This window comes from Flagellimonas algicola, assembly GCF_005937185.1.
In the GTDB taxonomy this organism is placed as follows: domain Bacteria; phylum Bacteroidota; class Bacteroidia; order Flavobacteriales; family Flavobacteriaceae; genus Flagellimonas; species Flagellimonas algicola.
This window is the reverse complement of sequence record NZ_VCNI01000002.1, coordinates 493295-514428: the sequence shown is the minus strand read 5'-3', so window position 1 is coordinate 514428 and position 21134 is coordinate 493295. Positions and strand designations below refer to the sequence as shown.

Below are 21134 nucleotides of genomic sequence, written 5' to 3'. Positions count from 1 at the left end.
CACTATCGGAGGATTCTGGAAATTGAATGTTACAACCAGTCTTACATGATCATTACAGACTTACTTAATTTTTCTTCACCTACCCTAATTTGGTAAATGTACTTTCCTGTGGCCAGGCTATCACGCATACGCTCTCGGATGTTGATTTCAGCAGAACCTTCCAACATCATTTCATTGAAAACCGTTCCTACATTTTGACCCAAGATGTTGTACAACTGGATATCCACATGGGCGGCAACTGGCATTTCCAAATGGATGTGTGGTGTGCGATCTGTTGGATAATACGGTTTGTGTACTATTCGGGCCAGTGCATTTGGATCTGGGTCAGAGCCATCTGGGCTTGGAGGAGTATCCGGAAGCGTTGGTGGATCATCATTGTATACAATGTCTGGAAATTCAACCCCACTACAATTGAACCCTAGGTTAATGGGGTTGTACGGATGATCCAACAAATGTTGTTCAACCAATGGAATGGGGACACAGAGCCATTCTGCTAAAACAGTGGCGTATAAATCCCTGAAATCCATGGTGTATTCCAAATTACCTCGGCTATTTGGGCTATCCAAGGCTGGGTGATCGCCCACAAAGGCACTTCCATTTAATCCTGAACCAAAGAATAGGGTTGGAGCAGCTTTACCGTGGTCGGTTCCATTGGAACCATTTTCAAAGATCCTACGGCCAAATTCGGAAAAAGTCATACTTAGAACCTTGTCATCTTGCTCAGTAAAGGCCAAATCTTCATAGAAGTTGTTGACTGCAATGGAAAGGTTGGTCATCAATCGCTCATGGGCCAAAGGTTGGTTTCCGTGGGTGTCAAAACCTCCCATGGAGATCATGTACACCTTGGTTCCCAAATTCCCTTTGATCAATCGGGCCAATAATGCCAATTGTCTAGCAAATCCGTTGTCCTGATATTCAACCTGATTCTGACCTCGCTCGTAGGCTTCGTGGATCTTACCTGCGTATTCGTAGGTAGTGTTTGCCACACCTCTTAGGAACCTTAACTGATCGCCATACATACAGTCGCCGAAAGGAGCAGTTTCCAAATCGTAGAACAAACCTGTTTCAGCAATTTCTTCCAACTGATCTATGTTGTTGGTCACGAAAGCATAGTTGGTTTCCTCACCTTGGAAAACTAAATTGGACAGGTTTCCAATTTGAATTGCCGCCGGAGCTGGTGGCGGATCAATCAAATAGTTGGGATAACATTCCTCAAAATGCCTACCCATCCAACCGGTATTCAATCCGGAGAATCCGGTGGTGGTCAAATCGGTGTTGGCATAAATGTCGGAACCTGTAAAATGGGACAGACTTTGATTTTCGTAGCCTACGCCATGGACGGCCTTGAATTGACCGTCACCCCACATGGGTTCCAGAGAATTCATATAGGTGGGTACACCAAAGTCATCGGTAAGTTTTAGGACCTTACTTTCTGGGATGTAAATGTTAGGTCTTGCGTTAGCATAAGTATCATATTGTTGGATGGGAATAACCGTACTTAGTCCATCATTACCTCCAGACAATCTTATCAAAATTAAGATGTTGTCTGTTTCTGCATCAGCAATGGCTGATGTAAATGGAGAAGGTGCTGAAGCAGAAACAAGGTTGCTTCCTAAGAACATGGATCCAGAACCGGCAATACCCAAGGCTTGGATAAAGGAACGCCTGCTCCATGATTTATGTTCTTGATCGTGGCCTTCGTGTTCTAGGCCTTTATAGGGTGATGTATCGTGATTGTGATGATTATCGCACATGGGGTAGGGGTTATTTTAGTTGAAATTCGGGTTCTCTTGACAAATGTCTTAACAGGAGGTACACCTGGGATGGTGCAGTGGGCCATACGGCCAGCGTCCAACTTGGGGTGGCTCCACCTTCATAATAGGTTTCATCCACATCGCTCCTAAAGGCAATGAGAGCTTTCTCATATTCACCATCGGTGAGTAAGCCTTTGGGTAGCAGCTTGTCAATAATCGGTCTGGCAATAACATCTGGGTTATTACTGGTTAGCCCGTCATTTCCAGTCAGCGCCAAGGCAAAATCCCGGAATTGTTCTGGATTGTCCTGGAAGAATCGCTCCAAGAACACCTCTGAGGTCAACCAACGGCCAATAATAAAATTGGTGTTAATCCATTGTCTGTCACGCTGCCATCCGGCAACATCAAAGGGATCAAACATGGTTTGACCAATCAAGCCGGCAGCATCAACAATATTGATTACCGTACTGTCGTCATAAGTAAATCCGGTTTCCTTAACCAAATGCATGTAAAGATCAAACGGACTTTTGATGATTACCCCTATCGCATCTTCATCAAAAAAGTGCTGACTTTTGAACAATTGTCTAAGCACTGGGGCTATTTCAAAGTTGTTAGCAGTAAAGGTGGCCGCCATACCATTGATAATAGCCTGGGCGTTGCCAGCATCATCATCCGAATCTGGATGAACAAAGAACTCATACAACTTCTTGCAGATAAACCAAGCAATATCATTGGCTCTCTCGGTAAACAGAATATTGATGACGTCATCATAATTCCAATTACCGGTTTGACCAAAGATGGTCTTGTTCTCGGTATTAAAATCTTCGGGATCAAAAGTCACTTGAGTACACCCTTCTTCTCCGTCGTTGGTATATCCTGAAATAGCTTTGGCTGTTTCAATAATATCGTCTTCTGTGTAGTTGTTCCCTTCCCCTAAAGTAAACAACTCGTAAAGCTCCCGGGCATAATTTTCATTGGGATTATTACCTCTATTGCGCACACCATCAAGATAATATAGCATGGCAGAGGTAAGTCCAATTTCGCTTACGAATGTCCTGAAGTTACCCAAGGCATTTCGCTGTAAATTTTCGATATAATAATATAGGAAGGAATTACAGTTGTAAATGTCAATCTCTGTGACAAAGTGATTGTGCCAAAAGAAACTGAGTCTATCCCTAAGATTATTGTCCAGCATCGCGTTTCCGTACGCGGTTGCAAATTCTTCCCTTTGCGCTCTTCGCATTTGACCTGCAAGGTCATCATCTGCTGGGTAGTCTGCATTGGTCCAGTCTGCCCAAGTGGGCGGAGCTATAGGTGGTGTGGCCAAAGCTTGATCCATTAAGGTGTCTACCAGAGCGTCTGCAGTTTGGCCAACAGCAGCGTTGATCGTTTGCACCGAGGCGCTAAAACCAAGCCTTCGGTACAAATGGGCCGCACGTAACTCATCCAATGGAGTAGTGTACGGCGCCAAAGTTGAGGAATTACAATTGATAAAGTACTCCATAGCAATGTTCGGCGTTAAATAGGTCCATAGTTTTTGGGGCAACTATATGTTTAGCTAACGTTGGGTGTGGTTCAGTTGAGCCAACAAATTACAATCTAAACGCTGTTTTTGCCGTGAACTGCCAAATTTTTCGATGAACTGCACATATTTTTTAATATTTTTCAAAATTGATGGCAAAACACAATGAATTTGGAAGGCACGGAGAGCAGTTGGCAGTGAATTATTTGCTTAAGCAAGGCTATGAAATTTGTGAAAGGAACTATCGGTATCTGAAGGCCGAGGTCGATATCATAGCCAAAAAGGATGATTTTCTGGTTATTGTTGAAGTCAAGTCTAGGACTGAAGGTTTTGTTGAAGAAATTTCGCAAAGTATCAGTAAAAAAAAGATTGCATTGCTGGTGATGGCTGCGGATTACTATGTTCAGAAAAATGACATAAAAGAGGAGGTTAGATTCGATTTGATCACCATAATCCAAAAAAAAGGGGATATTAATTTAAAACATGTTAAAAATGCTTTTTATTTTTTCTAACCATTTGTTTTATTTATAACAATATGTTAATTTTGTCTCAAACCAGGCAAAATGAAAACCATATCCGCGGTAGTTGAGCACTACATTAAAAAAAAGCCCTTTTTACAAAGTGCCTTGGCACAGGGTATTATCAACCTAACTTCTTTATCACGACAAATTAAACCGGAAATTTCTGATGCCCTAGGCAAGGATGTAAAGGACGGAGCCATAGTCATGGCACTAAAACGACTATCCGACGATTTGGAGTTCAGAGCTACGCACCGAATTGTAAAAGTGCTTAAAAATATTGGTGAGATTACGGTTAGGTCATCACTAACGGATTACACTTTTCTGGCTTCTGAAACCATTCTTGGACAGCAGGCCAAACTCTTGGAGGAGGTCCATGCCAACCAAGACGTTTTTTATACTTCTTCTAGGGGAGTCAACGAGATCAATATTGTGATCAGCAGCCTTATGGATGGCGTCGTGGAAAAATACTTTAAGCACGAACGTTGCACCCAGAAGGCAGAGAATTTATCCTCCATCACGGTTAAACTTCCGGCGGAGAACGTTTCGGTCCCTGGAATCTACTATTTTATATTCCAGCGTTTGGCATGGGAGGGGATTGTGCTTTACGAAGTAATTTCAACAACCAATGAGTTTACCATTTTGGTCAATGAAGATCAAGTGGATGTTGCCTTTAAAACTATCAAGGATCTGAAGAGTCTTTAGAGCTATTTTTCTACCATTAGATACTCTACCCATCGAAGTGCGCTGGCCACTAGTCCTTTTCGGTTTTTGGCCTTGCTCTTGAATTGTTCCATGAGACCGGGCTCTAACTTGCGACCGTCCACCATCACCCATTTCGGACTTTTTAGAACTTTTAGATTTTCCAATGGGTTTTGGTCCGTGAGTATGAAGTTGGCCTTTTTGCCTTCTTGAATGGTTCCAATGCCATGCAGTTTGTCATGTACTTTGGAGGGATTGATGGTAGCCGTCTTCAAGGCACCATAGTTGGTCATTCCTGCCTCCAAATAAAAAGCCAGTTCCTCATGGATGGAAAACCCTGGCGCTGTTATACCAATTCCAGCGTCGGTACCACTAACGATATTGACGCCTATCCGGTTTAGCTCGTTTACAATGTGTAAATGAAAATCGTGCTGTTCTTGAATACGTTCAACAATATCCGGATCGGTTTCTTTTTCTGATGTCCATCGTTCCAGCTGTGCTTTACTATCCACCTTCTTTACCAAAGGATTGATGTAAGCCACTTGCTCCGAATTCAAGACATCATCATCTTGAAGCATCTCCAGAATTTTGGAATATCCGGTAAGGGTAGGACTAAGTGTTTGCCGACCTGCCCCGTATTGCGCGATCACGCTTTTTAGAATGGTGGTGTCCAATTCATAGGACAAAGCTTGTTGCACAATATCCTCAGCATGTTCCACCGTGGCTATTTGTGGTTGGAAATTGTTGCCATAAGGCACCTCAAAACTCGGATGGACCACCACCTCAATTTGCGAGGCTTCGGCCTGTTCCAGAACTGCATTAAAAATATTCAAGGGCATGCCAGCATAGGTCTTAATGCAATCGTATCCCTTGGCTTTGTGTTCCCTTACCAATTCCCTGGCCATTTGCGGATCCTGAACTTGGATTTTTTCATCCCCTAGATCATAGGGACCGGTTAAAATGGGTCCTGAGGTAAAAAGTTGGGGAGACACAATTTTGCCTTCCGCTATATCTTCCTTTATGCGTAAGTGCATGGGAAAGCCTCTTAAGTTCCTAATGGTGGTTACTCCGTTGGCCAGATAAACCCCTAAATCATATCGGTCCCAAATATGCACATGCATGTCCACCAATCCGGGGGATAGAAAATCGTTTTCACCATCAATTTCTTCCCATCCATTGGATGGGATTTGATTACCTATCTGTTTAATTCGTCCGTTTTCTATGAGCACACTTTTCCCCTTCAGCACCGTGTCCTTGGTCATTGGAACCACATTGACATTTTTGATCAGATAGCTATTGGTTTCCAAATCCGGATGTGCACTTATCTCGAGATACGAAGTCCTACGACTGTCACTAAATAAGGAAATCAATATAAACCCAAGAAACAGGATCAAAACAATACCTATTCCCTTGAGCAGCTTTTTGAGTAGATTCATTGGATTCTGCAATTTGGTTTCAAAAATAAATGATTTAAGAGTCAAGAGACAAATTGAAAGTGTGTTGTAAACTAAATTCCTGGTTCTCCCGTTTTTAGGAAAGACACTTCTGGAAGTATGGCCAAAAAAAGGATTCTTTTCGGTTTGTTGACGCTCTTGGTCATCTACCTCTGTTATCTCGCCTACATTTTTATACTTTCTCCCAAGACCAACCTGCAGTCAATTTATTTGATTCCCAAGGATGCCGTGTTCGTCATTGAATCTGATAAACCGGTTGAGAGTTGGGCCAAAGTCAGTGAAAGTAAAACGTGGAGGCATCTTCAGAAGAACGATTACTTTGCCCAACTTACTGAGAACATCCAAAAAGTGGATACGGTTTTCAATGATAACCATAGGTTGTTTGAGTTTTTTGATGGGAGATCTCTCTTTATCTCCATTCACATGATCAGCAAAAAGGACTATGGTATTTTTTATGTGCTGGACCTTAAGCGAATTGCCAAACTCAAACTGTTAAAGACCTATTTGAACACTTTGCTCAATGAAAACTACACCATGAGCAAGCGCGTGTACCATAATCATGAAATCTTGGAGATATATGATCGCAAGAACAAGGAGACCATGTATCTGGCCTTTATCAAAAACCAGTTGGTGGCCTCGTATACCCATACTTTGGTGGAGGCTTCCATAGATCAGTATCAAGAACCGTTTTTGGGACGCAATTTGGACTTTTTGGAGGTCAATACAAGGGTGGGTTATGAAGATCTTTTTCGCCTGTACCTTCAATACGATTTTTTGGATGACTACTACGGACGGTTCTCGGACCAACCCAATGATTGGATTGCGCGGGCCAGTAAAAATTTGTTGTTTTCGGGTTTCCATTTTGATTTGGATGCTGGCGGAACAATAACCGCAAACGGCTTTACCAATAGTAGTCCTATCCATTTAAACTATTTGACTGCCCTGCAACAATCTGGAACTGCAGAGCGAACGGTAGTGAACATCGCACCTAAAAGAACAGCACTTTACATCAGTTATGGCTTTGACAGTTTTACCGAATTCTACAAAAATTTTGAAGCCGTTCAACAAGATGATCCGGAACAGTTTGAGTCCTATAGTGAAGGGATTCAAAAAGTGGAAAAGTTCCTGAAAATTGATGTAAAGGAAAACTTTGTAAGCTGGATTGGGGAGGAGATTGCCATGCTTCAGATCAAATCAAGAATTTCCGAGCTAGAAAATGAAATGGCTTTGGTGCTGAAGACTAGGGATGCAGAGATGGCCAAAACCCATTTGGATTTTGTGCTCAAACAAATCAAAAAGAAGACCCCGGTAAAATTCAAGACGATCGAATACAAAGGTCATGAGATAAAGTTCTTGTCCATTAAGGGATTCTTCAAGATTTTATTGGGGAATAGATTCAAGGAATTTGACAAACCCTATTTTGTCCAAGTAAATGATTTTGTAATTTTTAGCAATAGCCCCAACACCTTAAAGGTATTGATAGATGATTTTAAGGAGGGGAGTACGTTGAACAACTCGGAGGAATTCCAACAATTCAATAAAAAGTTTGAGGATGCTTCCAGTTTGTTTATCTATAGCGATGTCTCACTACTTTATGAGAATATGAAGATCATGGCAGATGCCAAGACCAAAAACAGTCTGCGCAAAAACAAGAATTTTATCCTGTGTTTTCCAAAAGCAGGATTCCAATTAACGCCTGAGGATGATCTTTTTGAAACCCGGTTGGTGGTCAATTATCAAGAAACTGAAGCGATACCAAAAATCGAAAGGCCAAAACCCAAAATTCAAATCCCTGCTGATCAGAAAATCACCGATGCAGTCTTCGATTTAAAACCCATATATCCTTCCGATCTAAACGCAAAGATCTTTTCCAAAGCATATAGCAACGGTCAAATTAGGTTTGAAGTAGACCTTAAGGACGGAATGAAACATGGACAATACAAGGCGTTTTATTCAGATGGAACGGAAAAAATCACCGGCAGGTTTAGAAAGGACCAGCAGGTGGGCACATGGAAGTATTTTGGGAAGGATGGCGAACTACTGCTAAAAAAGCGCTTTTAATTTCTCCCGCTAGACTTCTGGATTAGAATTGCAATCACTAACTTGATTTCCCAAAATCGACTAGTGAAAATGAAAAGAACATTTACCTTACTGACTGCCCTTCTTTTAGTTTTATCGTTCACTTCTCATGGACAGGAAATATATTTTCCTGATCGTAATGCAACTTGGAAGGGAGCAACAGAAAATCAGTTTAAAATTGATCAGGCTAAATTGGAAACCGCTGTTGAATTTGCGAAAAACAATGAATACTCAGGTTCCAGAGATTTAAAACAAGCCATTCTTAAAGGTTTTGAGCGGGAGCCTTTCCATGATATTTTGGGCCCAATCAAGGAGCGGGGTGGCCCAGCTGGAATGATCTTAAAGGATGGATATCTGTTGGCCGCTTGGGGAGATACCAAGCGTGTGGACATGACCTTTAGTGTTACCAAGAGTTTTTTGTCTACCATGGCAGGCTTGGCTGTGGACCAAGGATTGATTTTGAAGGTTACCGATAAGCTAGGGCGCTATGTTTGGGATGGCACCTTTGATGGCGAGCACAATAGCAAGGTCAACTGGGAGCATCTGCTGCAGCAAAACTCAGATTGGTCTGGCGAGCTTTGGGGATTAAACGACTGGGCAGACAGACCTCCCAGAGAGGGTGGTTTGGATGATTGGAGGTATAGAAAATTGAATGAGCCCGGAACCGTAATGGAATATAATGATGTACGGGTAAATGTACTGGCATATTCCCTGACCCAGGTTTGGCGCAAACCCATGCCCATGGTCCTAAAAGAAAATCTGATGGACAAAATCGGTGCAAGCACCACTTGGAGGTGGTATGGCTATGACCATGCTTGGACCACGATTGATGGAGTTAAAATGCAATCGGTGACTGGGGGAGGACATTCTGGAGCGGGCATATTTATTAGTGCTGAGGACATGGCCCGGTTTGGATTGGTATTCCAGAATAACGGTAAATGGAAGAATGAACAACTAATCAGCCAGGATTGGATAAAGATGGCAACCCGTCCTTCGGTTCCCAATGTGAACTACGGATATATGTGGTGGCTGAACCAAAAGGGGGCTAGACATTGGGAGGAAGTACCGGAGCATGTGTTTTACGCTGCTGGATTCGGGGGCAATTTTATAGTTATAGATCAGCAAAACGGACTGCTAATGGTAACGCGGTGGTTGGAGCCTCAAAAAATAGGGGAATTTGTGAAGATGGTTTACAATTCATTGGAGTAGGATATCACAGAACCCAAACTGTATGGGCTTGGTTTTATCCGAAGGGTTGTCATAGGTCCGAAACACCTTTTCCCCAACTTCAAACGGGATAGGATGGTTAAAGATGGGGCCGTCAAAACAAAACGTATGAAACTCCCCGTTCTCCCCACAGGGATCCACGCTCTTGGGGAACTGCTCCAACAAATCCAAAGACAGTTCGGTACCTAAAAAGGATTCATCCAGTAGGTCATTGTTGATACAGACAATCACTGTCCTAAAACCCTTTGAAAGAAATTCCATGTATAGCTCTCGTGTATCCCTTTTCCAAATGGGAAATACAGCCTGAATGCCCTGGGTGGCCAACATTTTTTCCCGGTAGACTTTTAGATCTTCCAAAAAGATATCCCCAAAAGCCGCGTGGGTATACCCGTCCGAAACCATTTGCTGCATTTTTTGGGTCATGAGCGCATTGTAGGTTTCCATTGAAGGCTTTTCCGGAACTTCAACAACATCTAACGGAATTCCAATAGCAGCGGTTTGAGCCTCCAAAACAGGACGGGGCAAACCATGCATGGAAACTCTATTGTAATGCGAATTGACGGTAGTCAGCAGTCGGTCCACTATATACTCATCTTGCCGTTGCAAATGGTACAACGCAAGGGCCGAATCCTTCCCCGAACTCCAGTTAAAAAATGTCTTGTGGGTATTGGGCATTGCGTACGATCAATCCTTTATTTTGCTTTCAAGAGCATCACTTTTTTGTTCTGGTTGGAAGCATTGAGCATGATGAATTTCTCATCCTGATACGAACCATTGAAGGGATGGTACACATCGTTGATACCAGTATTGTCCCTTATTTTTTCTTGTATTACCTCACCATCAGGGTCGTATATGTAATCGTACAGGGCGGTATTTTGAAACATTCCTGTTTTGGCCTTGACCCTTCCATCCGCCTTCTTTTTAACCTTTCCGGTGTTGAACAATACATGCAGTTTATCCTTGACCAAAAAGGCGTTATAGGAGGGTGCATTGGCCACTTTAAAAATACTCCTGCCCCATTGAACCTCCCCATTGTTGTCCAGTCTTAGAACCAGTATGTTGTCGTAATGCAAAATGGTCATCATATACCCACCGTACTGTCCATTGCTCACATAGGTTTGGGTCACGTAGAACTGTTCTGCCAACAAGGTCGTATTGCCTTCATAGTCCTCTATCACATAATCCAGTAGATATTTGGCAAGATCCTTGTCTTTTTTGACTTCGGCTCTTTTAGCGGAATACAGGTCGGTTAGTACAGATTCTGGTAGTTTGGATAGTTTAATATCAGCCTTTTCAATGTTTTCTGTATCCACGGTAATTTTGCTTAAGCCTGTAATTCTTCCAGCCCTGGTTTCGGAGTAGAATCCGTAGAGATCCAGATGAGACGTCTTGTTCACTATTTTCAAGTCGTCAATGTGTTGGTTGGAATCCAGCCCAATCCGACTGGAGATGCTATTTTCTTCAGATATTTTATGAAGAACGATGTCGTAATTGGGATTTTCACCCTGCCTTTCCGCACGTCCATCTTTATATTCCTTTCCAATGGTAAATACGCTCCCCTCATCACTTAGGGTCATATCAAAAGACTTAAAGAACTTCTCTGGATTCTCAAAAAAAGCCTTGGTGTAAACCAATTTCATGTTATGCGAATCATAAACCCGTACATTATAGGAATTGGCGGTCTTTTTAACATTGTCTGTGGCTATGGCAAAATAATTTCCATTGGGTGAAACTGCAAAATGGGTCTGTCTTTTATTCTGACCAGAAAACAAGGCTTGTTTTTTTTCGACCACAGCCTTAAAAAGCTCCACTTGCTCCAAGGTCTTGTTCTCAACATCCAAGATATGGCATCTGATTTCCCTTTCTGTTTTAGTGGGTTTGTAAATGGTAAAGACTTTCAAAAGATTGTCATGCGCTATATGATCTACAACGCTTTCCTTTTTTTCCAGCAGCGTAAACTGGTTGAAAACACGATTTGCCTTGTCGTCATAAACGTCAAACATCAACTTTTTTTTGCCTACGCTGGCAATGGCAATTTCCCCATCCGAAGTGGTATGAATTGCCTTTACGGCGGATGCTTTATTGGTGTCTTGATAACCAGTGGTTTCGGTAATGTTGAAATAGGTGCTTTGGGAAGTTGCGAGTAGTGAAAGATTTAGGAAAACGAGAAAACAGATTTTTTTGATCATTAAGAGGTTGGTTTAAAAGTGAATGATAAACAGGAGCGAATTAACTAAAAAAGTGGGAAAAATAACTATGTTACTGGAGATTAATTCAATCAAATTTGGAATGAAGGATGTTGTATTTTAACTCCGAACACAGAGATTTTTGGAATTACGCTACTGATTCTTGAAGGCGAAAGGGCTCAAGGGCGCGAAGGGCCTTTTCCACGGCATCGATCCCATCAAAAACCAATAACAACCTTAGACCATTACGGGTTTGTTTTTCCTTGAGTTGGCAACTTCTTGGGTTGGACTGAACATATTGCAGCACTTGGGTAAAAGCGGGGCTTTGGTAAAAATCAGATTGTTGGTCGGCAATAAAATAGCCCAGGAATTTACCTTTTTTCAGTACCACTTTTTCCAGTCCAATTGTATTGGCAATCCACTTGATTCTAACGGAGTTCAAAAGATCTACAGCTTGAGATGGCAGTTCCCCAAAACGGTCAACCAGTTCAGCTTCATATTTTTGAAGTTCTTCCTCATTCTGAACTTCGTTCAGTTGTGTATACAGGTTGAGTCGTTCTGTTATATTGTTAATATAATCATCTGGGAAAAGGAGCTCAAAATCGGTGTCCAATTGGGTGTCCTTTACATAGGCTTTGGGTTTATCACCTTCCACTTCTTCGTACAGTTCCTTGAATTCATTTTCCTTGAGTTCTTCAATAGCTTCGGTCAATATTTTCTGATAGGTTTCAAAACCAATTTCATTGATAAATCCGCTCTGCTCTCCACCCAGCAAATCACCAGCGCCCCTTATTTCTAAATCTTTCATGGCAATGTTGAAACCACTGCCCAATTCCGTAAACTGCTCCAAAGCTTCAATACGTTTTCGAGCATCTGGGGTCATGACCTCATAGGGCGGGGTAATAAAGAAACAGAAGGCCTTTTTGTTGCTTCTTCCCACACGGCCTCTCATTTGGTGGAGGTCGCTCAAACCAAAATTATTGGCGTTGTGGATAAAGATGGTGTTGGCGTTGGTCACATCCAAACCACTTTCCACAATGGTGGTGGATACCAGCACATCAAATTCCCCATTCATAAAGGCCATCATCAGTCGCTCCAACTTTTTGCCCTCCATTTGCCCATGTCCAATACCAATTTTGGCATCAGGGACCAGACGTTGGATCATACCGGCAACTTCTTTGATATTTTCAATACGGTTGTGGATAAAAAATATCTGTCCCCCTCTTTGGATTTCATAGGAGACCGCATCCCGAATAATCTCTTCGTTAAACCGGATGACCCGGCTCTCGATAGGATAACGGTTGGGAGGAGGCGTATTGATTACAGATAAGTCCCGAGCCGCCATCAAACTGAATTGTAGGGTTCGCGGAATGGGCGTTGCAGTAAGGGTAAGTACATCCACATTCTCTTTAATGGATTTGAGTTTGTCCTTTACGGCTACCCCAAATTTCTGTTCCTCATCAACGATTAAAAGACCCAAATCCTTGAACTGCACATTTTTGTTCACCAACTGATGGGTGCCGATGATGATATCGATTTTGCCTTGGGCCAAGCGCTCTAAAATTTCCCGTTTTTCCTTGGTTGTTCTAAAGCGGTTGAGGTAGTCAACGGTCACCGGAAGTTCTCCCAATCGTTTTTTAAATGTATTGTTGTGTTGGAATGCCAAAATAGTCGTGGGAACCAGAATAGCAACCTGCTTCCCATTGTCCACCGCCTTAAAGGCCGCTCGTATGGCCACTTCGGTTTTTCCAAAGCCCACATCCCCGCAGATCAAGCGATCCATGGGACGCTCACTTTCCATATCCCTTTTTACGTCTTTGGTGGACTTTTCCTGATCAGGGGTGTCTTCATAAATAAATGAAGCTTCCAGTTCATGTTGCAAATAACTGTCCGGGGCATATTGAAACCCTTTTTCCAAACGGCGTTTTGCATAGACCTTAATCAGGTCAAAAGCAATTTTCTTGACCCTGCTTTTGGTCTTTTGCTTTAATTTTTTCCAGGCCGCTGAGCCCAGTTTGTAAATTTTGGGAACAGCTCCATCCTTGCCATTAAACTTGGATATTTTATGTAGGGAGTGGATGCTCACATACAGAATGTCCCGGTCTCCGTAGACCAATTTTATGGCCTCTTGTTTTTTGCCCTCAACATCAATCTTTTGAAGCCCGCCAAATTTTCCGATACCATGATCTATATGGGTTACGTAATCTCCAATTTCCAGTTTGTTAAGCTCTTTTAGCGTAATGGCCTGTTTTTTGGCATAGCCATTTTTGAGCTGGAACTTGTGGTATCGTTCAAATATTTGGTGGTCCGTGTAACATGCAAGTTTTAGGTCGGAATCCACAAACCCTTGATATATGGGAAAAACTAAGGTTTTGTAGTGAACCTCTTCCTCAATGTCTTGGAAAATATCATGGAACCGTTTGGCTTGTTGCTCCGTGGAGCAGAAAATGTAGTTGGTAAAACCCGCCTGATGATTTTCATTAAGGTTTGCAATCAAAAGGTCAAACTTTTTATTGAAAGCCGGCTGTGGTTTGGTGTTAAATGCAATTTCGTCACCCTGAACTTGTTTCAGGGTCTTACTTGAGACGGAACCAACTTCCACCAAACTAAAGTTTTTTAGTTGCTTCTTAAGCAAATCCGAAGTCACAAACAGCTCTTCCGGCTGTGCATGTTTGATTTCCTCACTCAATTGCTTAAAACTGTCCTGTGCTTTTTCAAAAAAAGCATCGATTCGGGAGTAGACCAAATCCAAATTCTTGGAAAAGATGACGGTTTTAGGCGAAATATATTTCAGGAAGCTCTCCCGCGTCTCCTGCAAAAATTTGTTCTCAACATTGGGGATAATGGTAATTCGTTTCACCTTGTCCGTGGACAGTTGTGTTTCCACATCAAAGGTTCGGATACTGTCTACCTCGTCTCCAAAAAACTCAATGCGGTAGGGCTCATCGTGTGAAAAGGAAAACACGTCCACTATCCCGCCACGTACAGAAAACTCCCCAGGCTCCGTGACAAAATCAACCCGTTGGAATTGGTATTCAAACAGAACCTCGTTCAAAAAGTCGAGGGACAGCGTATCCTCCAACTTAATTTTCAAGGTGTTTTTGTCCAGTTCTTTTCGGGTGACCACTTTTTCAAAAAGGGCATCGGGATAGGTGACTATTATTGCTGGTTTTTTCCGCGAGTTGATTCGGTTGAGAACCTCTGCCCGAAGCAGCACATTGGCGTTGTCCGTTTCCTCAATTTGATAAGGTCTGCGATAGCTGCCCGGATAAAAGAGGACATTTTTTTCGCCCACCAACTGCTCCAAATCGTTGAGGTAATAGGCTGCTTCTTCCTTATCGTTCAACAAAATGAGAAAGGGAACCTCCGCTTCTTGGAAGGTGGAAGAAATCACAAAGGAAAGAGCAGAGCCTGTTAGACCTTTTACCGTAATGGAACCAGTTGAATCTTGGGATTGGGAAATAGTACCCCGCAGTTTCCCTAGTTGGGGAGACTGTTCAAAGAGTTGGGAAATGGACGATTTGGTCAATCCAACAAATTTGCTGCAAATATAACGGGATGGAAGTTTGCGTACAATGGTTCATCGGGATTTCTCAAAAGTGCTCGAAATCTAAATTTTCACCACTTGGTCTTCAACTATGGCAAACACCTCATCCCCTTTTTTGGGTTTTAGCGTATGCGTGCCAGTAAATGCCCCAAACGCGGGAAAAATCAACTGGTTGTTGGTTTTGAAATAGCAAGCCAAACGTAGCGTTTGTCTGCCACCCCCTTTAAGTTTAATAGCTGGATGGATGTGCCCACAAAAGTTAAAATACCCCTCGCGCTCTTCAGGATGATGGGTCAAAAGGAAACCATCCATGATCAGTTCTTGAAAAATGGGAATGCCTAGATTTTCGAATTTATGGGGTGAGATTATATCATGGTTCCCCGTAATCAGCACAATCTCCGCAGGGGTTTTGGCCACCCAATTTTCAAAGAATTCCCATTCCTTGTTCAAGGTGGAGTGAAACAAATCACCCAAAAAGCAAATCTGAAAAGGCTCAAAATCCGATACTATTTGATCTAGCAGCAGGTAGTTTTTATGAATGGCTTTCCGAGGAACTGCGGCACCGAATTTTCTAAAATGGGCCACCTTCCCCAAATGCACATCGCTAATGAGCAGCATGGATTTTTCTTCCCAAAATAGGCCTCCCAAGGGGTGTAATGCAAAAGTTTGATCTTGAATTTTTACAGTTATGTTCTTCACCATAAGCTAAGATACATGCTTATCTCAGTCTGCATGGTTTTCCACCACAAAATCTCCCCATTCTGCTATAGAACGCAGGAGCGGTGCGAGTGTGGAACCAAAGTCAGTTAGGGAATAAACCACCTTCAAAGGCGGTTTGGTGGTATGCACTTTTCGTTTGATGACCCCATCCTCCTCCAAGCTTTTCAGCTGAAGACTTAAAGTTCTTTCCGTTACCCCATTGATTTTTTTTAGGAGTTCATTGTAACGTAGTGGCCCTTCCATTAAATAAAAAAGTATGACGGATTTCCATTTACCTCCAATAATGCCCATGGTAACACTGGTGCAGCAGGGGTAGGTTTTGCCTTTTACGGTATACATGGTCTAATTTATAATTTTCATACTATCCTTTTTGACCGTTATTGTATGATCAATTGACTATAGTTAGTTTTGTAACTATAAAAAATATAGTATAAAAATATGAGTTTTATAAATGCCATGCAAGAGCGCTATACCACAAAGAAGTATAACGCATCGCGTAAAATAGATTCAGCAAAACTTGAGGAACTGAAAGAAATTGTAAGATTAAGCCCTTCTTCCATTAACAGTCAACCTTGGAGGTTTACTTTTGTAAGGGATGAGGCCACCAAAGCCAAATTGGCAAAGGCGTCTTATTTTAACGAACAAAAAATCTTGGATTGCGATACCTTGGTTGTGTTTAGTAGAATTGATTCTATTCCCTTGTTTGAGAAACAAATTGAGGCAACCTTGCCTGAGCCAGCTGTGGGATATTATAAGCAATTTTTAAAACCGCAACCAGAAGCACAGATCAAGGCTTGGTTTGACAGCCAAACCTATTTGGCCTTGGGCGTATTTCTCTCCGCCTGTGCATCCATGGGGATAGATGCTACACCCATGGAAGGCATTGAACCGGAGAAGTACAATGACATTTTAGGTGCAACGCACCATCATGCATTGGTGGGCGTAGCCATAGGATATAGGGATGGGGATGATTTTAATCAGCCATCCAAGAATCCAAAATCCCGAAGAGCATTAAATGATGTAGTAACAACCATAAACTAAAGAACAACATGGCAAATCAGCAATTAACCATCGTAGCCCGAATTTTAGCAAAACCAGAAAAAAGGGAATTGGTAAAATCGGAATTGATAAAGCTTATAGCCCCCACCAAGGAAGAAGAGGGGTGTATCAACTATGACCTTCACCAAGATAATGAGAATGAAAACCTATTCTTGTTCTACGAGAATTGGGCCAGTCGGGAGCTGTGGCAAAAGCATATGGAGAATCCTCATATTGCAGCCTATATGAAAGCCACTGAAGGTGCAGTTGAGGATTTTGCTTTGCATGAAATGACCTTGGTCCAATAGCCTCTTTATCGAGTTAAAATCCTGGTCATCCGTTTGATACGGTCGGCCAGTTTTTCATTGGACAGCTTTTCTCTAAGCCGATCCGTAATAATGGGAAATGAAAATGGAGTGGGGTTATTGCACTGCTTCCAAACCACCTCTTGTTGGGCAATTCGCTCAAGGGCCAATCGCAGTCTACCTTCCTCCAATTGATGTTCAAAGGTCTCTGTAAATGCCTGCTGGTAGAGTAGGTTGTCATCTTCAAAATCCTTGAAGACATCAAACAATAATTGAGAGCTGCTTTGCAGATGTTTCATTTTTACCCCTTTCTCCGGATAACCAGTGAACACCATTCCACTGATTACGGCAATATCCCGAAACTTCCGTCGTGCCATTTCATTGGAGTTTAAACTTTTTTGAAGATCGGAAAGCATGTATTCCGGGGTGAACAGATTATTGTCCAAAACCGCTTGAATGTCTATAGCCTTGTCCGACAGCAATTCGAAACCATAATCATTGAATGCCAAGGAACAGGTGATCGGGGAGAGCAGGCTGATTCTGTACGCCAGCAAACTGCTCATCCCTTCATGGATGGCCCTGCCCTCAAACGGGTAGAAGATATGATGGTACCCATCGTTGGTCTTGAACGTTTCTATCAAAAACTGATGTGGCTGTGGTACAATGCTTTCCTCCCGTTGCTTGGCAAACATGGATGCCAGTGATTTGATTTCTATGGCCTGCTCCGCAAGCGGAAGTTCTGCGGAATACAATTCTTGCCGCAACAACTCGGACATTTTAGCTGAAAAACTCAGTCGACCTCCCATCCAGGACGGAATTTTGTTACTCCGCTTTGGGGAATTCCGTACTTGCGCGGTCATGCCTTTGATTCTTATGAACTCCAGATTGCGACCCGCAAACGTAAAGACATCCCCTGGCGTCATTTTCGAGATAAAGGATTCTTCAATGGTCCCAATATAGCCTCCTTTTTGGTAGCGGACGGACAAACTTGCATCCCCGACTATGGTACCTATTTGGAAGCGATGCCTTCGCGCTATGGCCAAACTGTTTACCTTAAATTTCCCTTCCGCATCTATCTCCACTTTTTTATATTCGTCATAGCTTTTAAGGCTCTGGCTTCCCATCACTAAAAAGTTCAATAACCACTGCCAAATTTCTTCGGTCAAGGTTTGGTAACAAAAGGTTTGCTTCACTTCCTTGTAAATCTCATCAGGATAAAAGCCGTCAGAAACTGCCAAGGTGGTTAGGTATTGTATCAATACATCGTAACTATTGAGGTAAGGAATTCGGTCCTCTACAGCAGCATTTAAAACGGCCTTTTGCATAGCGGATGCCTCAACGAGCTCTATGGCGTGGGTGGGCAAAAAATAAATGACACTTTCCTTACCTGGTCGGTGTCCACTCCGTCCTGCGCGTTGAAGAAATCGAGCCACACCTTTAGGGCCTCCAATTTGAACTACCGTTTCCACAGGCGCAAAGTCCACCCCCAAATCCAAACTGGATGTGCATACTACGGCTTTCAGACTTTCATTTCGGATGGCTTGTTCCACCCACAGCCGGGTTTCCTTGTTTATGCTCCCATGATGCATGGCAATCTCCCCGGCGTATTCGGGATGTTTTTCCAAGATTTTCTGAAACCAAATTTCACACTGTCCCCGGGTATTGGTGAACAACAATGTGGTTTTGCTATTGTTGATTATGGGCACCACTTCTTCCAAAAGATGAAGACCCAAGTGGCCACGCCAAGGGAAAGTTTCCATCTTTTTGGGGATGATACTTTTTACGGTGATTTTTTTGTTCAGGTTGGCCTTGATCAATACGGAATTGGAGAGGGCATTGCCTGTAGGCTCCAACAAAACTTCCCTAGCCTGTTCCAAGTTTCCAATGGTTGCCGAAATACCCCAAATGCGTAAATCGTTGCAAATGGTTTTTAAACGGGAAAGCCCCAATTCCATCTGGACTCCTCTTTTGGAACCTAAAAGCTCATGCCATTCATCCACAACCACGGCGGTACAATTTTTAAACACTCTGTCATATCCTTTGGATGAAAGCAAGAGTTGAAGACTTTCAGGGGTAGTGATCAACAAATCAGGCATGCTTTTTTTCTGTCGCGCCCTTTCTGATGAAGAGGTATCACCGGTTCGGATTCCCACGGTCATCTGGGTACCCAAGTCTTGTGTAATTCGTTCCGCGGATTGCTTTATTTCTTGGGAAAGCGCCCGCAATGGGGTAATCCAAATGGCCTTTAATCCTTTTTTGTGTTTGGTTCTATAGTCAGGATTTTTTCGGATGTAATCCAAAACAATCGGAAACCAAAGTGCATAGGTTTTTCCACTACCTGTAGGGGCGTTCAGCAGTCCGTGCTTCGCATCCAAAAAAGCTTCCCAGGATTGTTCCTGGAAAGCAAAAGGCTTCCATCCTTGTTGTTGGAACCATTCTTGGGCAATATGAAAAAGCTCGGATTTTTTCAGTGGATCTGGATGTGAAATTAACTAGCGGAAAGAAAATTACAATTTCTTTCGGGGATAATTTTACCGTCCTTGGTTTAAGATTTATATTTGCCGAACAAATTTTAGCATATGCCCATTTTAGATCTTTACGAACACGGAGAACAACGTAGAAATTTGGCCCATTTTGCCACTTTGGCCAGTTTGGCCGCCATTGATGGTGAAATCAATGCGCAGGAAAAAGCGGTTTTGGACAAGTTTGCATTCCGATTGAACATCACCGAAGCTGAATACAAGGAAGTGATGAAAAAGGAGAATAGATATCCTATTGAAACTCCACACAGTTCAGAAAGAAGATTGACGCGACTTTTTGACTTTTTTGGGATGGCCCTTGCTGACCAGAAAATCGACGAAGCCCAAAAGGAACTTATTGTTAAGTACGCAGTAGGATTGGGATATTCACCTGAAAAAGCCGAAGCTTTAGTAGATAAATCGGTAGCTATTTTTACGGGAAAAATTTCTTTTGAGGATTATATGTTCCTCATGGAGAAATAAACTAGGAATTGGCCATAAACTCCTCGGCCGTTTCCACCATTTTTTTACTACCACAGAAAAACGGGACCCTTTCATGCAATTCCGTTGGCTGAATCTCCATAATCCGTTGGAAACCGTCACTAGCTTTTCCATTGGCTTCCTCCGCCAAAAATGCCATAGGGTTACATTCGTACAATAGGCGCAACTTGCCTTTGTGCGCTTTGCTGCTCTTGGGATACATGTAAATGCCGCCTTTGATCATATTGCGATGAAAATCAGAAACTAAGGAGCCAATATATCTGCTGGTATAGGGTCTGTCCCCTTCCTCTTTTTGGCAATACTTGATATAGTCCTTAACGCCTTGCGGAAAATGGATATAGTTTCCTTCATTTACGGAATAGATTTTTCCGGTTTCTGGGAACTGCATATTAGGGTGGGACAGGTAAAATGTACCAATGGCTGGGTTTAGCGTGAAACCATTGACCCCGTGCCCAGTGGTATAGACCAACATAGTGGAAGTCCCATAGATGATGTAGCCAGCAGCCACCTGATTTTTGCCGGGTTGAAGAAAATCCTCAAGGGTAACTGGTGTTCCAACTGGGGTTACTCTTCTATAAATGGAAAATATGGTTCCTACAGAAACATTAACATCAATATTGGAAGACCCGTCCAAGGGATCAATGAGGACCACATATTTGTTCTGATGGTTTTCATCTTGGCTATTGATGCTTATAAAATCATCTTCTTCTTCCGAAGCGATACCACATACAATCTCCCTGTTTTTTAGAGTTTGGATGAACTTTTCATTGGCGAGCACGTCCAATTTTTGCTGATTTTCTCCCTGAATGTTGGTGTCACCGGCAGAACCCAGAATATCGACCAATCCAGCCTTGTTAACTTCGTGATTGACAACTTTTGCTGCCAATCTAATGGCATTGATCAGCTTGGAAAGTTCCCCGGTAGAATATCTAAACTCCGTCTGGTTTTCGATGATAAATTCACCGAGGGTTTTGTTCTTACTGGACATATATGAAGCACTGTTTTATTTGAGGGCAAATATCGTGCATTTTGTGAAACTATATCGTTTTCGCTAGCACAAAG

The 21134-nt window shown here is 42.6% G+C and carries 17 protein-coding genes; 7 read left to right on the top strand and 10 right to left on the bottom strand.

Features of this window, described 5'->3' with window-relative positions:
* Positions 1-41: 41 nt before the first annotated feature.
* Complete coding sequence (locus FGG15_RS11060; RefSeq protein WP_138836201.1) at positions 42-1754, bottom strand: DUF1501 domain-containing protein; 1713 nt, start codon at positions 1752-1754, stop codon at positions 42-44.
* A gap of 10 nt (positions 1755-1764) precedes the next feature.
* On the bottom strand, positions 1765-3258 hold the full coding sequence (locus FGG15_RS11055) for a DUF1800 domain-containing protein (RefSeq protein WP_138838256.1): 1494 nt from the start codon (positions 3256-3258) through the stop codon (positions 1765-1767).
* A 170-nt stretch (positions 3259-3428) separates the two neighbouring features.
* Here FGG15_RS11055 and FGG15_RS11050 point away from each other — a divergent pair, with 170 nt between their 5' ends.
* Together FGG15_RS11050 and FGG15_RS11045 are read left to right on the top strand one after the other, a co-directional pair.
* A complete protein-coding gene (locus FGG15_RS11050; protein WP_138836199.1) occupies positions 3429-3788 on the top strand; it encodes a YraN family protein in 360 nt (119 codons plus the stop codon).
* A 51-nt stretch (positions 3789-3839) separates the two neighbouring features.
* A complete protein-coding gene (locus FGG15_RS11045; RefSeq protein WP_138836197.1) occupies positions 3840-4499 on the top strand; it encodes an aspartate kinase in 660 nt (219 codons plus the stop codon).
* Positions 4500-4501: 2 nt separating this feature from the next.
* Here the strand turns inward: FGG15_RS11045 and FGG15_RS11040 are convergent, their stop codons facing one another.
* Positions 4502-5932: an amidohydrolase family protein gene (locus FGG15_RS11040; protein WP_138836195.1), complete on the bottom strand. Its 1431-nt coding sequence runs from the start codon at positions 5930-5932 to the stop codon at positions 4502-4504.
* A gap of 117 nt (positions 5933-6049) precedes the next feature.
* On the opposite strand from FGG15_RS11040, the gene FGG15_RS11035 reads away from it, so the two are divergent.
* Positions 6050-8011: a DUF3352 domain-containing protein gene (locus FGG15_RS11035; protein ID WP_138836193.1), complete on the top strand. Its 1962-nt coding sequence runs from the start codon at positions 6050-6052 to the stop codon at positions 8009-8011.
* Between the two features lie 69 nt (positions 8012-8080).
* Complete coding sequence (locus FGG15_RS11030; protein ID WP_138836191.1) at positions 8081-9238, top strand: serine hydrolase domain-containing protein; 1158 nt, start codon at positions 8081-8083, stop codon at positions 9236-9238.
* On the opposite strand, the gene FGG15_RS11025 is transcribed toward FGG15_RS11030, so the two are convergent.
* From FGG15_RS11025 to FGG15_RS11005, 5 genes are all read right to left on the bottom strand, one after another.
* Complete coding sequence (locus tag FGG15_RS11025; RefSeq protein ID WP_138836189.1) at positions 9227-9931, bottom strand: adenine nucleotide alpha hydrolase; 705 nt, start codon at positions 9929-9931, stop codon at positions 9227-9229. The two genes, FGG15_RS11030 and FGG15_RS11025, sit on opposite strands and share 12 nt — an antisense overlap.
* 17 nt (positions 9932-9948) lie before the next feature.
* A complete protein-coding gene (locus FGG15_RS11020; RefSeq protein ID WP_138836187.1) occupies positions 9949-11445 on the bottom strand; it encodes a hypothetical protein in 1497 nt (498 codons plus the stop codon).
* Positions 11446-11590: 145 nt separating this feature from the next.
* Positions 11591-14971 carry a transcription-repair coupling factor gene (mfd, locus tag FGG15_RS11015; protein WP_138836185.1) on the bottom strand — a complete coding sequence of 1127 codons (3381 nt, stop codon included), beginning with the start codon at positions 14969-14971 and terminating at the stop codon, positions 11591-11593.
* An 81-nt stretch (positions 14972-15052) separates the two neighbouring features.
* Complete coding sequence (gene pdeM / locus FGG15_RS11010) at positions 15053-15691, bottom strand: ligase-associated DNA damage response endonuclease PdeM (protein WP_138836183.1); 639 nt, start codon at positions 15689-15691, stop codon at positions 15053-15055.
* Between the two features lie 21 nt (positions 15692-15712).
* Positions 15713-16048 (bottom strand): winged helix-turn-helix transcriptional regulator, encoded by a 336-nt coding sequence (locus FGG15_RS11005; protein WP_138838254.1) that lies wholly within the window; start codon positions 16046-16048, stop codon positions 15713-15715.
* Between the two features lie 99 nt (positions 16049-16147).
* On the opposite strand from FGG15_RS11005, the gene FGG15_RS11000 reads away from it, so the two are divergent.
* On the top strand, positions 16148-16750 hold the full coding sequence (locus FGG15_RS11000) for a nitroreductase family protein (RefSeq protein WP_202619550.1): 603 nt from the start codon (positions 16148-16150) through the stop codon (positions 16748-16750).
* An 8-nt stretch (positions 16751-16758) separates the two neighbouring features.
* Complete coding sequence (locus FGG15_RS10995) at positions 16759-17055, top strand: putative quinol monooxygenase (RefSeq protein WP_138836181.1); 297 nt, start codon at positions 16759-16761, stop codon at positions 17053-17055.
* Between the two features lie 5 nt (positions 17056-17060).
* Here FGG15_RS10995 and FGG15_RS10990 read toward each other — a convergent pair whose 3' ends face one another.
* Complete coding sequence (locus FGG15_RS10990) at positions 17061-19523, bottom strand: ligase-associated DNA damage response DEXH box helicase (protein WP_138836179.1); 2463 nt, start codon at positions 19521-19523, stop codon at positions 17061-17063.
* Between the two features lie 108 nt (positions 19524-19631).
* Here FGG15_RS10990 and FGG15_RS10985 point away from each other — a divergent pair, with 108 nt between their 5' ends.
* On the top strand, positions 19632-20054 hold the full coding sequence (locus FGG15_RS10985) for a tellurite resistance TerB family protein (RefSeq protein ID WP_138836177.1): 423 nt from the start codon (positions 19632-19634) through the stop codon (positions 20052-20054).
* 1 nt (position 20055) lies between these two features.
* Here FGG15_RS10985 and fbp read toward each other — a convergent pair whose 3' ends face one another.
* Positions 20056-21060: a class 1 fructose-bisphosphatase gene (gene fbp, locus FGG15_RS10980; RefSeq protein ID WP_138836175.1), complete on the bottom strand. Its 1005-nt coding sequence runs from the start codon at positions 21058-21060 to the stop codon at positions 20056-20058.
* Positions 21061-21134 lie beyond the last annotated feature (74 nt).